General features: G+C 66.8%; 13 protein-coding genes and 1 pseudogene. 10 read left to right on the forward strand and 4 right to left on the reverse strand.

Annotated elements, in window-relative coordinates; all coding sequences use genetic code 11:
* Positions 1-28: 28 nt before the first annotated feature.
* The 4 genes and pseudogenes from rbfA to G6N27_RS00570 all read left to right on the forward strand — a co-directional run.
* Positions 29-505: pseudogene (gene rbfA / locus G6N27_RS00555) on the forward strand (30S ribosome-binding factor RbfA); the annotation flags it as partial.
* A gap of 76 nt (positions 506-581) precedes the next feature.
* Positions 582-1,577, forward strand: coding sequence for a DHH family phosphoesterase (locus tag G6N27_RS00560; protein ID WP_163774369.1), 996 nt, complete (start codon positions 582-584; stop codon positions 1,575-1,577).
* 219 nt (positions 1,578-1,796) lie between these two features.
* The gene (locus G6N27_RS00565; protein WP_163774371.1) at positions 1,797-2,930 is read left to right on the forward strand and encodes a BTAD domain-containing putative transcriptional regulator; all 1,134 of its coding nucleotides are present in this window, start codon (positions 1,797-1,799) and stop codon (positions 2,928-2,930) included.
* A 163-nt stretch (positions 2,931-3,093) separates the two neighbouring features.
* Positions 3,094-3,306, forward strand: a complete 213-nt coding sequence (locus G6N27_RS00570) for a hypothetical protein (RefSeq protein WP_163774373.1) — start codon at positions 3,094-3,096, stop codon at positions 3,304-3,306.
* A gap of 58 nt (positions 3,307-3,364) precedes the next feature.
* On the opposite strand, the gene G6N27_RS00575 is transcribed toward G6N27_RS00570, so the two are convergent.
* Complete coding sequence (locus G6N27_RS00575) at positions 3,365-4,114, reverse strand: enoyl-CoA hydratase (RefSeq protein ID WP_163774375.1); 750 nt, start codon at positions 4,112-4,114, stop codon at positions 3,365-3,367.
* A 56-nt stretch (positions 4,115-4,170) separates the two neighbouring features.
* Here G6N27_RS00575 and G6N27_RS00580 point away from each other — a divergent pair, with 56 nt between their 5' ends.
* Positions 4,171-4,422, forward strand: coding sequence for a DUF2277 domain-containing protein (locus tag G6N27_RS00580; protein WP_163774377.1), 252 nt, complete (start codon positions 4,171-4,173; stop codon positions 4,420-4,422).
* A 5-nt stretch (positions 4,423-4,427) separates the two neighbouring features.
* Positions 4,428-4,991, forward strand: coding sequence for a DUF1802 family protein (locus tag G6N27_RS00585; RefSeq protein ID WP_163781145.1), 564 nt, complete (start codon positions 4,428-4,430; stop codon positions 4,989-4,991).
* A 2-nt stretch (positions 4,992-4,993) separates the two neighbouring features.
* Here the strand turns inward: G6N27_RS00585 and G6N27_RS00590 are convergent, their stop codons facing one another.
* From G6N27_RS00590 to G6N27_RS00600, 3 genes are read right to left on the reverse strand one after another with little or no spacing between them, the layout of a single operon-like run.
* Entirely contained in the window at positions 4,994-5,980 is a 987-nt protein-coding gene (locus G6N27_RS00590) for an alpha/beta fold hydrolase (RefSeq protein WP_163774379.1), read from the reverse strand.
* Positions 5,980-7,635, reverse strand: coding sequence for a CocE/NonD family hydrolase (locus G6N27_RS00595; protein ID WP_163774381.1), 1,656 nt, complete (start codon positions 7,633-7,635; stop codon positions 5,980-5,982). Before G6N27_RS00595 ends, G6N27_RS00590 begins: the two co-directional genes overlap by 1 nt.
* A 35-nt stretch (positions 7,636-7,670) precedes the next feature.
* Complete coding sequence (locus tag G6N27_RS00600; protein WP_163774383.1) at positions 7,671-8,255, reverse strand: DUF3558 domain-containing protein; 585 nt, start codon at positions 8,253-8,255, stop codon at positions 7,671-7,673.
* A 140-nt stretch (positions 8,256-8,395) separates the two neighbouring features.
* Here G6N27_RS00600 and G6N27_RS00605 point away from each other — a divergent pair, with 140 nt between their 5' ends.
* The 4 genes from G6N27_RS00605 to G6N27_RS00620 all read left to right on the forward strand — a co-directional run bounded on the left by G6N27_RS00605 (position 8,396) and on the right by G6N27_RS00620 (position 11,623).
* Entirely contained in the window at positions 8,396-9,364 is a 969-nt protein-coding gene (locus G6N27_RS00605; RefSeq protein WP_179963334.1) for a metallophosphoesterase family protein, read from the forward strand.
* A gap of 5 nt (positions 9,365-9,369) precedes the next feature.
* Positions 9,370-10,044, forward strand: a complete 675-nt coding sequence (pptT, locus tag G6N27_RS00610) for a 4'-phosphopantetheinyl transferase PptT (RefSeq protein ID WP_163774385.1) — start codon at positions 9,370-9,372, stop codon at positions 10,042-10,044.
* On the forward strand, positions 9,999-10,919 hold the full coding sequence (truB, locus tag G6N27_RS00615) for a tRNA pseudouridine(55) synthase TruB (protein ID WP_372513031.1): 921 nt from the start codon (positions 9,999-10,001) through the stop codon (positions 10,917-10,919). The genes pptT and truB overlap by 46 nt, the downstream gene beginning before the upstream one ends.
* Before the next feature lie 122 nt (positions 10,920-11,041).
* Positions 11,042-11,623, forward strand: coding sequence for a TetR/AcrR family transcriptional regulator (locus G6N27_RS00620; protein WP_163781149.1), 582 nt, complete (start codon positions 11,042-11,044; stop codon positions 11,621-11,623).
* Positions 11,624-11,719: the final 96 nt, after the last annotated feature.

An 11,719-nucleotide genomic window follows, 5' to 3' on the forward strand; every position in this document is an offset into this window, starting at 1 on the left:
ATGAGCTCCGACACCCTGAGCCTGCGGCATGGCTGATCCGGCGCGGGCGCGCCGGCTGGCCAAGCGGATCTCCGAGATCGTCGCAACGGCGATCGAGTACGAGATCAAAGATCCGGGGCTGACCGGCATCACCATCATCGATGCCAAGCTGACCGGGGATCTGCACGACGCGACGCTGTTCTACACCGTGCTCGGCGCGACGCTGGACGACGAGCCCGACTACGCCGGCGCCGCTGCGGCGTTGGAGCGGGCAAAGGGCGTGCTGCGCAGCAAAGTTGGGGCAGGCACCGGTGTGCGCTTCACGCCGACATTGACGTTCACCCGTGACACGGTGTCAGATTCCGTGCAGCGGATGGAGGAATTGCTGGCTCGTGCGCGTGCGGCCGACGCCGACGTGGCTCGAGTTCGGGCGGGGGCCACGCCCGCTGGCGACGCCGATCCGTACCGGACGTCCGGCGATGATGACGACGACGAAGTAGGGGAGTTTGATCCGGTCGGCGACGATGCGGGCCGTGAAGCGGCCCGAGGAGGAACCGGGCAATTCGATCCGGGGGCACCAACCGCTAACGGGGAAGGCGCCGATGACGACGATCAACTCGAAGACTGACTCCAGCGCTACACGTGTCGACGCGATCGGCGCGGCCACGGTGTTGGACGCGGCCGCGACCGTCGCGGTCTTGTGCCACGTGCATCCCGACGCCGACACGATCGGCGCTGGTCTGGCCCTCGCCCTGGTGCTGGATGGCTGCGGCAAGTCCGTCGAGGTCAGCTTCGCGGCCCCCGCAGTACTTCCGGAGTCGTTGCGGTTGCTGCCCGGCGGCCGGCTTCTGGTCGACCCGAAAGCCATTCGTCGTGACGTCGATCTGGTTGTGACCGTGGATATTCCGAGTATCAACCGACTCGGCGACCTGAGCGAGATGGCCGGCGACGGGCAAGAAGTGCTGGTGATCGATCACCATGCCTCCAATCAGTTGTTCGGCACCGTGAATTTCGTTGAGCCGGCCGCGGACTCGACGACGATGATGGTTGCCGAACTGTTCGACGCGTGGGACAAGCCGATCGACGCTGACGTGGCGTACTGCTTGTATGCGGGGCTGACCACCGACACTGGATCGTTCCGGTGGGCCAGCGCGCGGGCCTACCGGTTGGCGGCGCGACTGGTCGAGATCGGCATCGACAACGCCGCGATCACGCGGTCGCTGATGGACACCCACCCGTTCGCATGGCTCGCCATGCTGTCCCGTGTGCTCGGCTCGGCGGAGCTGTTGCCCGACGCCGCCGGTGGTGGTGGTCTGGTGTATGCCGTTGTCACAAACCAGGAATGGGTCAACGCCCGCCCAGAAGAAGTCGAAAGCATCGTCGACATCGTCCGCACCACCCAGCAGGCAGAGGTCGCCGCGGTGTTCAAAGAGATCGAACCGCAGCAGTGGTCGGTTTCGATGCGGGCCAAGGCCGCGGTCGATCTGGCGGCCGTCGCCTCGACGTTCGGTGGAGGCGGCCACAGATTAGCCGCGGGATACTCGACCACCGGATCGGCCGACGAGGCGGTCGCGGCCCTGAGCGCCGCCCTGGGCTGAGCCGGCCGCCCTAGCCGACTGCCCGGTAGCTCAATTACCCTGTGCAGGAGTACTTTTCGCGCTCGACGCGATGCACGCGACCCCGCATTCATGCGAACCCCGACGGTGGTCAGTGGGCTGCTGGGCTGTGACTGGCGCCCAGCGCTACACACCAACTGGGCCCCAGGAGGTCACAATAGGGAGGCAACACCAACGATCGCCGGAAAGGCTGACTGCGCGATGCGGAATGCAGGTCTCGACTTCGGCGTGCTGGGACCGCTGCAGATGCTTGCCGACGGCCGTCCGGTACCGCTGGGTGCGCCGAAGCAGCGCGCAGTGTTGGCCATGCTCGTGCTCAACCGGAATCGGCCGGTGTCGGTCGATGCCTTGATCGACGCGGTGTGGGAATCCGAGCCGGTGCCGGCGGCGCGAACAAGTATTCACTCCTACGTGTCCCGACTACGCGGGCTGATCGGATCTGCCGGCGTGGACGCCAACAAGGTACTGGCCAGCGCGCCGCCCGGATACCAACTCAGCGTGGACGATTCCGACTGCGATCACGGGCGATTCATCGCCGAGAAGAACGCGGGCGTGCACGCCTCCGTCGCGGGGCGCTTCGAGGAGGCCAGCAAGCATCTGACAACGGCGCTGGCGGAGTGGCGCGGGCCGGTGCTCGACGACCTTCGCGAATTCGCGTTCGTCGACACGTTTGCCACGGCGTTGGACGAGGTCAGGGTGGTGGCCCACACCGCGCTCGCCGAAGCCGAGATCGCGTGTGGGCGTGCCGACGCCTTGATCCCCCGCCTGGAGCGGCTGAGCGCCCAACATCCGTTCCGGGAACGACTGTGGGCCCAGCTGATCACCGCCTACTACGTTGCTGAGCGTCAGTCCGACGCTCTCGACGCCTTCCGGCGACTGAAGACCAACCTCGCCGAAAATCTCGGCATCGACCCGGGTCCCACCGTCACCGCCCTGCACGAGCGAATCCTGCGTCAGGAACCTCTCGAGACCAAGCGTCCCGCGCAGACCGTCGCCCAGCACGCCGTCGTCGATCTCAGCCCGGCGACCGGCACCCTGGTCAACCGGACGCCCGTCGCTGCGCTTCGGGGGCAGAACGGTCAGCACTTTCAGCTGGACGCGTCGACACGGATCGGGCGGCTTCCCGACAACGACATCGTCATCGACGACGACAACGTCAGTCGATACCACGCGGTGGTCATCGACACCGGTGGCACTTTCGTGATCAGCGACCTGCGCTCGACGAACGGCGTGCTGGTCGACGGCCGTCGGATCCGGGGCAGCGCAACCCTCACCGACGGCGACCACATCCGCATCGGCGGGCACGAATTCACCTTCGAAATCGTCAGTCCTTGAGCCAATTTTGCCTGCTGAACTGCGGCGCAAGAACTTCGCAAGAATCCGTACAGAAGGCGCCAAGGCACCCGTCGCACACTGATGTTGTCGGAAAAACAGAAACCGACCCCAGCGATGGAATCACACCGGACCTGGGACCACTGCCAGGTAAGGAATCACCACCATGAGCACGAAGAGCACAAAAGCTTCGAAGGTGCGTGTCGCGGCTGCCACCATGCTGGCAGCGGTCGGTCTGTCCTTCGTTGCGCCAGCCATCGCGTCCGCCGACCCGTGGGTTCCGTGGAGCGGCCCGCTGCACCCCGTTCGCCACTACGCCGCAGACGTGCTGCACCCCGTGTGGACAGTGACGCACCCGGTGCGTGCCGCGCTGCCCTGATCTGCGATCACGGACTGACGATCTGCCCCGTTTCCTTTGGGAAACGGGGCAGATTGCGTCAGCGCACCTGAGCCCGTCCGCGCTGCAGCACCGCCTCCCGGTTGGCGGCGATGTCGTCGCCGCTGGTCCGGAACGCCCGTGCCGCGGTCGCTTCCAGCCACAGGCCCGCGTCGGTGTGGGCGGCGTCGATGCGGTGATACGAGCTCAGCAGCGCGCGCACCGCGTCCTGGTTGTTGCCCACGATGGCCGACGCAATACCGCGTGCGGCGGACAACAACTGATCGTGCGGCACCACTTCGGTGACCAGGCCGGCCCGCAGCGCGTCCTGCGCGGACAGATAGTCACCGGTCAAGCTCATCCGACGGGCCAGGCCGACGCCGACTTTCTGCGGTAGTCGCACACTGAGCCCCCAGGTCGGCAACAGGCCCACCCGAGCGTGCGTGTCGGCAAAGCGTGCCTGCTCCGAGGCGATCAAAATGTCGCAGTAGAGCGCGAGTTCCAGGCCACCGGTGACCGCGGCGCCGTTGATGGCGCCGATCACCGGTTTGCTCATCGCCGGCCAACGCGGCGAGATGTCGGGCAGCGCTGACTGACCGCCCAGCTCTTTGAGATCAAGACCCGCGCAGAACACCGGGTCGCTGCCGGTGAGGATGACGACGTCGACGCCCTCGTCGGCCTCGGCGTCGGCCAGAGCCCCGAAGAATTGATCACGCAGCGCCGAGGACAGCGCGTTACGGGATGTCGGTCGATTCAGCGTGAGAGTCCGTACCCGCTCGTCGGTTTCGATCAGCAAGATGTCGTCAGCCATGTGGGCAACGGTAGTCAGCGCGGTTTTTCCCGGCTGCACCGCCTTATCGTTGAGAGATGTGCCGAAACATCACCGAGTTACGCGGGCTCGAACCACCGGCGACCGCCCAGGAGATCAGCGCGGCGGCGCGGCAATACATCCGCAAGGTCAGCGGCGTCACGCACCCGTCGCAGGCCAATATCGAGGCCTTCGAGCAGGCCGTGGCGGAGGTTGCTGCGACGACGACACGGCTGTTGCACGACTTGCCGCCGCGCCGTCAGCCCCCGAAAACCTCACCGCCGCTGCGTCGGCTTGCCGCAGCCCAGTGACAGCTGTGGCCCCGACCGCGACGACGCCCGCGCTCAAGGAGTGGAGCGCGGTGGTGCACGCGCTGTTGGGTGGCCGACAACGGGTGCTGCTGCGTAAGGGCGGTATCGGCGAGAAGCGCTTCGATTCGACCGTGGCCGGCGAATTCGTCCTGTTCCCGACGGTCGCACACAGCCACGCCGAGCGAGTGCGACCTGAATTTCGCGACCTGCTCGACGCTGCGGCCGCCGACAGTGCCGAGGATCGCCTGGTGGTACGGGCAGCGGCCAAAGTCGTTGCGGCGCTGCCGGTCAACCGGCCGGACAACATCGAGGCGATCGAGGATCTGCATATCTGGACAGCCGAGTCGGTACGCCGGGATCGGGTGGACTTCCGTCCCAAGCATCGGCTGGTTGTGCTGGTCGTGCAGGCCATGCCGTTGACGGCGCCGGTGGAGTTGCCCCGCACGCCGGACTACGCGGGCTGTACGAGCTGGGTGCAGCTGCCGATCAATGCGTCGCTGGGTGAGCCGGTGTACGACGACACGTCGCTGCGCGAGGTCGTTGCCCGCGTCCGCGACGCAGTTGAATAGCGTCAGGGCGATTGGTCGACGAGAACCGCGCCGTCGGGCTTGTCGCCGAGCGTGCGCAGCGATGTCGGCTCGGCGCCCGCGGTGAGCCGCACCACCTGCGCCAGCTGCGCCGGGGCGTCGCACTGCAGGTAGTGATCGGCGGTCGGCAGTATCCAGTAGCGGTTCCATCCGGGCTTGCTGCGCAGGAACTCATCCCACACATAATTCGCGACCCGCACCGGTGCGACAGTGTCGTGCAGGCCCCACACCAGGCTGGTGTTGACGTCGCTGGTGGAAAGTGCTTGCAGCCAATTGGTTTCGTCAGCGGCGCGCTCGTTGAGGTATTGAACGGTGTCCGGTAACACCGTGATCCCGTCGTTGTGGGCGAAGCACTTTGCCAGCGCAGCGATCTCGGGATCGTCCACGCCGCGTCGCGGCATGAAGGTCGTCGCCCCCATACCTGCGGCCAGCATCTCCGGAGTGGTCGCGCGAGCGGTGCTGCGAGCCACGGTCGGGTCCAGCAGCGCCTTCTGAAAGCCGGTCAGATTGGCAAGCGGCAGATAGATATTGGCGTTGGTGAAGATGACTTCGGCCGGCGGGTTCGCGTCCTGCTGTGCGCTGAACATGGGCAGCGCGATCATGCCGATGCTGGTGCCACGGTCGTGGGTCAGCATGATGTAGTCGTCGAGCTGCCACACGTTCGTGATCGCGTGAACCAGCAAGCGCGCATCGTCGTAGAGCGAATACACGTATGGCGCAACCGGTTTGTCGGAGAGTCCGTAACCCGGGAAGTCGAGCAGGAAGATGTCGAATTCCGCGCCGAGTTCGCGGGTCAGTGCGAAGAAGTCGATGCTCGCGGTGGGAAAGCCGTGCACGCACACCAAGGCCGGTGCGCCAGGCGTTCCGCACCGACGGCTGAAGACGCTGACTTGCGCTCCATCGTTGGCGGCGGTTGTCGACTTCCACGTGATTTCCGTTGCACCGCTTTGCCATTCGGTGAAGGCGTCCATCAAGAACCCACCGGGAGCACGATCCGCGACGTACCGAAGTGCACCTGGTGCACAGCTGGTCTGAGTTCGCTGCCCGTCGCGATGGCCTCGCCGGTGCCGAGGTTGCGGGCGAAGCGGGGGTGGCTGCCGCCCGCGATCAGCACGCGAATGCGGGTTCCGGCGCGGAACCGGTGCGCGATCTCGTCGAGCTCGAGTCGGACGGTGCCGTCGCCGGCACTACCGTCCAGGCGGCGGTAGGCGTCGCTGACGTTTCGCGAGCGACCCTTCGCGTCGACTTCGCTGATCCGGACGAACACATCGACGTGCGGATTGTCGGAGCTATGTGCCAACTCCGCGATCGGGCGGCCGAACACGGGCAGATCTTCGCTGAGCACGTCGCTGGTGAAGCTGAGCACATCACGGCGAGTGGCCAGCGGGCCGTCGTCGCGATAGCCGCCGTCGGGGGAGAGCAGCCGGCCCCCGATCGTCGGCGTCGGCTCGGCCGGGTCGTACCGAAAGCTTGCCGAGAATCCTTCCGCCGGCGACGTCTCGCCCAAGCCGCCGCCCGGTTGCAGGTACAGGGCGCGATCGGTGGTCGCGGGCGGCCAGTCGGGCAACTCCCGCCAACCTTCATTGGTCACGAAGGAGCGCACCCGGCTCGGCCGCGCCCGAGCCGGACGACCGGCCACGTGGGTGTCCAACCAGTCGCCGGTCTCCTTGGCGAGCGTGGGCAGACCGGCGAACAGCAGCTGAGTGTGATTCCACGGCCCCATGGTCATTGCGACCTCGACCCCGCGCTCGCGAAGTTGGCGGTACTGCTGCAAAGTCTGCGGCAGGAACAGGTCTTGCCAGCCGCTGAGCAGCAGCGTCGGGACCTGCACCCGGTCCAGGGCCGCGCCGACGCCCATCGAATCCCAGAACGCGGCGTCGTCTTCGGGGTGATTGAGCCAGTTCTCCCACCACCCCGCGCGCTCGCCGAGCAGTGTCCGGCCCGACGCGCCCAACGGCACCTCGCCCGCGGCGCGGACGACCTCCTTCTGCGCGCGGAGTTGGCGAAGCCCAGCCCGAATGCGGCCCGGGTCCTCCTGGTGCGCCACCAAGTTGCTCCAGCCCAGGAAGTCGTTGACGGTGAACGAGCCGGTACCCCACGCCGAGGCGGCGAAGTCGTGCGGACCGGCGGTGATGACGGCGGCGGCCAACTCCGGCGGCGGATCCTTTAGCAGCGCCCACTGGGTGTAGCCGAGGTAGGAGATCCCGATCGTGGCGAAGCGGCCGGTGAACCACGGTTGGCGCCGCAACCACTCGACCGTGTCGGCGCCGTCTGCGGCCTCGTGCACCATCGGCTGAAAGTGGCCGCCGGACCCGAATGTGCCCCGCACGCTCTGCAGAATCACGCGATACCCGCGGGCGGCGTGCAGGTAGGCGAACACCAGCGAGAACGGGAACGCCCGGCCGTATGGTCCGCGGACAAGCAGAGTGCCGACCGCGTCGCCGACGGGGTCGTACTGATCAGCTAGCAGTTCGACGCCGTCGCGCATCGGAATTTTGACGCTACTGACCGTGTAGCGATGGGTCGCCGCAGGCAGTCGCAGCGCCCGGGCGAGCGCGCCGCCGGCGATTCGTCGGGGCAGAGCGCGCAGCGTCGAACTTGCGGGCTGATCGGAGGTGGTCGTCACGGCATCAGGTTATGTCGCAACCCGGCCGCGCCGACTCAGAACTTGTAGTACGCCGACAGCTCGTTGGCGCGCTGCAGGTTGGTGGCCGGGCAGTCGACCTCGGGGCTGGAGTAGACCGTCGAGTAGAACAGCGACTGCTGGATGACCCCGTAGCTGGTCTTGAAGGCGACCATGCAGGAGAAGTACCAGTAGCTGTTGTGGTAGGTGGGCTTGAGGTTCCACCACTGCGCAGCCCGGTGGCCGTTGATCGTGGTTTCGACGGCGTCGGCCGGCAGCGACTGATCGTAGGTGCGCCAGATGATCGGCTCGACGGCCAGCTGGTAATTGCCGGCGTCGTAGTGGCAGCGCAGACCTTCCTCAGGAGCAGGTGGAGTGAAGGCCAGACCCAACCGCTGAACCGCGTCGAACGGAATGTCCTTGCACGGGTCGAACGGGCTGGGGTCGGTGGTCGCCAGGATCGGGCTTTTCATCGTCGTCGGCGGGTCCATCGGCAGATAGGTGGACCGCAGTTGCACCGTCGGGGCGCCGACGTCAGTGGCCGGTGGCGCGCTCTGCCAGGTCACCGTCACCGCCGTGACCACCGCCCCGAGCGCCGCGAGTAGCCGCAGCTTGGCGACCATGACACCCCCTCGGCTGGCGCTGACTCTCCGACTCTTGCGGAAGCTTACAAGTCGGGGCCGCGCCGCCACAGCCTAAACGAGAACCTGTTCTAGTCCGGCCAGGACGAGTGTCGACCGCGGACTGGCTAGGCTGGTTAGCCGTGGCTTGGCAAGAAGACGGGCGGGAGCCCCCGACGGCGCGGCAGCCGACGCTGTGGGCGGTGTCGGATCTGCACACCGGCCACGTCGGGAACAAACCCGTCACCGAGTCGCTCTATCCGTCGACGCCGGACGACTGGCTGATCGTCTGCGGCGACGTCGCTGAACGCACCGACGAGATCCGCTGGGCGTTGGACCTGTTGCGCCGACGGTTCGCCAAGGTGATCTGGGTGCCCGGCAACCACGAGCTGTGGACCACCAACAGAGACCCGGTGCAGGTCTTCGGTCGGGATCGCTACGACTATCTGGTCAATATCTGCGACGAACTCGGTGTCGTCACTCCGGAGCACCCGTATCCGGTGTGGACCGAGCGGGGCGGCCCGGCGACCATCGTGCCGCTGTTCCTGCTGTACGACTACTCGTTCCTGCCGCGTGGTGCGACCACCAAAGCCGAGGGCCTGGCGATCGCACGGGAACGCAACGTCGTGTGCACCGACGAGTTCCTGCTGTCACCGCAGCCGTACCCCACCCGCGAGGCGTGGTGTCACGAGCGGGTGGCCACCACCCGCAAGCGCCTCGACGAGCTGGACTGGATGACGCCGACGGTGTTGGTCAACCACTTCCCGATGGTGCGCCAGCCCTGTGACGCGCTGTTCCTGCCGGAGTTCTCGTTGTGGTGTGGCACCACCGAGACCGCCGACTGGCACACCCGCTACAACGCGGTGTGTTCGGTATACGGACACCTGCACATTCCGCGCACGACCTGGTACGACGAGGTCCGCTTCGAAGAGGTGTCGGTGGGTTACCCACGGGAGTGGCGTCGCCGCAAGCCGTACAGCTGGTTGCGCCAGGTGCTGCCTGACCCGCAGTACGCGCCGGGTTTCCTGAACGACTTCGGCGGACATTTCGTCATCACGCCGGAGATGAAGGCGCAGGCGCAGCAGTTCCGCCAGCGCCTGCGGCAGCGGTAGCCTCGATGACGCTGACGACGTTGATGTCTGCCGTGCTGCCCGACATCGCGGACATGGCATGTGCCGAGTTGTATTCCGATCCGCCCGGTTTGGCCCCGTTGGCCGAAGAGGAGCCACTGATCGCGCGGTCGGTGGCCAAGCGGCGCAACGAATTCATCACCGTGCGCTACTGCGCGCGTACCGCGCTGGGGGAGTTGGGCTTTCCGCCGGTGCCGATTCTCAAGGGGGAGAAGGGCGAACCGTGCTGGCCCGACGGGGTGGTGGGCAGCCTGACTCATTGTGCGGGTTTTCGCGGCGCGGTGGTGGGGCGTGCCGGTGCGGTGCGCTCGGTGGGTGTCGACGCCGAACCGCACGACGTGTTGCCCGACGGGGTGCTGGGCGCGATCAGCCTGCCGGCCGAGCGCGCCGAGCTGGCGGCGCTACCCGCCGGTGTGCACTGGGACCGAATCCTGTTCTGCGCCAAGGAAGCGACGTACAAAGCTTGGTTTCCACTGACCAAGCGGTGGCTGGGTTTCGAAGACGCGCACATCACCTTCGCCGTCGACGAGTCGGGTTCGGCCGGATCGTTCGAATCGACGATATTGATCGACGGCGCCACGCTGACCGGTCCGCCGCTGAGCACGCTGACCGGACGATGGTCGGTGGACCGGGATTTGGTGCTGACGGCGATCACGCTATGAGCGCAGGTCTTGTCGTGGTCGACAAGCCGGCCGGCATGACGAGCCATGACGTGGTCGGGCGTTGCCGGCGTATTTTCGGCACCCGCCGGGTGGGCCACGCCGGGACGCTGGATCCGATGGCCACCGGTGTGCTGGTGATCGGCATCGAGCGCGCCACCAAAATTCTGGGCCTGGTGACCGAGACGGCCAAGTCCTATGCGGCGACCATCCGGCTGGGTCAATCCACCTACACCGAGGATGCGGAAGGTATTGTCACGAAGCAGGTTTCGGCGCAGAACGTGACCGACGAGGCGATCGAATCGGCCACTGCCGCATTGCGCGGAGACATCGCGCAGGTCCCGTCGGCGGTCAGCGCGATCAAAGTCGACGGCCAGCGGGCCTACAAGCTGGCCCGCGAGGGTCGCGCCGTCGAGTTGGCGGCACGGCCGGTGCGCATCGACCGGTTCGAGGTGCTCGCGGTGCGTCGACATGACGAACTGGTCGACGTCGACGTCGAGGTGGACTGCTCGTCGGGAACCTACATCCGCGCGCTGGCCCGCGATCTCGGCGCGGCCTTGGGCGTGGGCGGCCACCTGACGGCTCTGCGGCGCACCCGGGTCGGCCGGTTCGGGTTGGACCTCGCGCACACACTCGACGATCTGGCCGAGGAACCCGCGTTGAGCCTCACCCTGGACGAGGCGTGCTTGGCGCTGTTTGCGCACCGGCAACTCGACGAGGAGCAGGCCGATGCCGCCGCCAACGGCCGCGCGCTGACTCCGGCCGGCATCGACGGCGTCTATGCCGCGCACACCGCCGACGGCCGGGTCATCGCGCTGCTGCGCGACGACGGCTCGAGGACCAAGTCGGTCGTCGTGATCCGGCCGTCGACGCTTTAGCGTTCACCGCCCGGCGGCGTCAGGTAACATTCCAGTCGGAATGTAAGTAGAACGAAGGCGAGTGAGTGGCAGAAGTCAGCGAACGACGGGCGCGGCGCACGCAAGCGGAGCGCAGCGCCGCCATGCGCAACCGTCTGCTCGACGCCACCATCGAGTGCCTGGTGTCCTATGGCTATGCCGGGACGACCACGCCGCGCGTCGCCGAACACGCCGGCGTCACCCGCGGGGCGCAGATCCACCACTTCCGCTCCAAAGAAGATCTGGTGGTCGCGGCGATCGAACATCTCGCTGAGCAGCGGGTCCAAGCCGCCATGCGCGAGTTCGGCCGGATGAAAGCCAGCAGTGATCCGGTTTCGACGGTCCTGGACTTCCTCTGGGAGGCCCATCAGGGGCCGATGTTCGTTGCGACCGTGGAACTTTGGGTCGCCGCTCGCACCGACGCCGTGTTGGCGGCGCACATCGAGCGGGTGGAACCGCTGGTCAACAGCACCCTCATCTCGGCCATCGCCCAGTTGGTGCCCGACCACTCCATGCAGAAAGAACTGCGCAACTTCGTCTACACCGCAATGGACGCACTGCGGGGGATCCTGCTTGCCAGCTTCGTCGACCGCGATTCCGGCCGCGCGCGCCGGCGGTGGGACCGGGCCTGCGAACAACTGCGGATGATCATCTCCGGCCTGCTGACGGCCGATTCCCTGGACTGACCCGCCTCGCCGGCGGGGCCGCGACAGCCCTGCCAAGCCCGTTGCAAAGATACAATCAGGTGTGTATCTTTTTGACGAGCGACAGTGTGAGCGAGC

The organism is Mycobacterium cookii (assembly GCF_010727945.1).
GTDB lineage: Bacteria > Actinomycetota > Actinomycetes > Mycobacteriales > Mycobacteriaceae > Mycobacterium > Mycobacterium cookii.

Bases quoted from the DNA above. Each gene is read 5' to 3' on its own strand.
- G6N27_RS00590 (WP_163774379.1), bottom strand. From the start codon at position 5,980: ATGGACGCCTTCACCGAATGGCAAAGCGGTGCAACGGAAATCACGTGG.
- G6N27_RS00565 (WP_163774371.1), top strand. From the start codon at position 1,797: ATGCGGAATGCAGGTCTCGACTTCGGCGTGCTGGGACCGCTGCAGATG.
- G6N27_RS00570 (WP_163774373.1), top strand. From the start codon at position 3,094: ATGAGCACGAAGAGCACAAAAGCTTCGAAGGTGCGTGTCGCGGCTGCC.
- G6N27_RS00620 (WP_163781149.1), top strand. From the start codon at position 11,042: ATGCGCAACCGTCTGCTCGACGCCACCATCGAGTGCCTGGTGTCCTAT.
- G6N27_RS00580 (WP_163774377.1), top strand. From the start codon at position 4,171: ATGTGCCGAAACATCACCGAGTTACGCGGGCTCGAACCACCGGCGACC.
- G6N27_RS00600 (WP_163774383.1), bottom strand. From the start codon at position 8,255: ATGGTCGCCAAGCTGCGGCTACTCGCGGCGCTCGGGGCGGTGGTCACG.
- G6N27_RS00575 (WP_163774375.1), bottom strand. From the start codon at position 4,114: ATGGCTGACGACATCTTGCTGATCGAAACCGACGAGCGGGTACGGACT.
- pptT (WP_163774385.1), top strand. From the start codon at position 9,370: ATGACGCTGACGACGTTGATGTCTGCCGTGCTGCCCGACATCGCGGAC.
- truB (WP_372513031.1), top strand. From the start codon at position 9,999: ATGGTCGGTGGACCGGGATTTGGTGCTGACGGCGATCACGCTATGAGC.
- G6N27_RS00560 (WP_163774369.1), top strand. From the start codon at position 582: ATGACGACGATCAACTCGAAGACTGACTCCAGCGCTACACGTGTCGAC.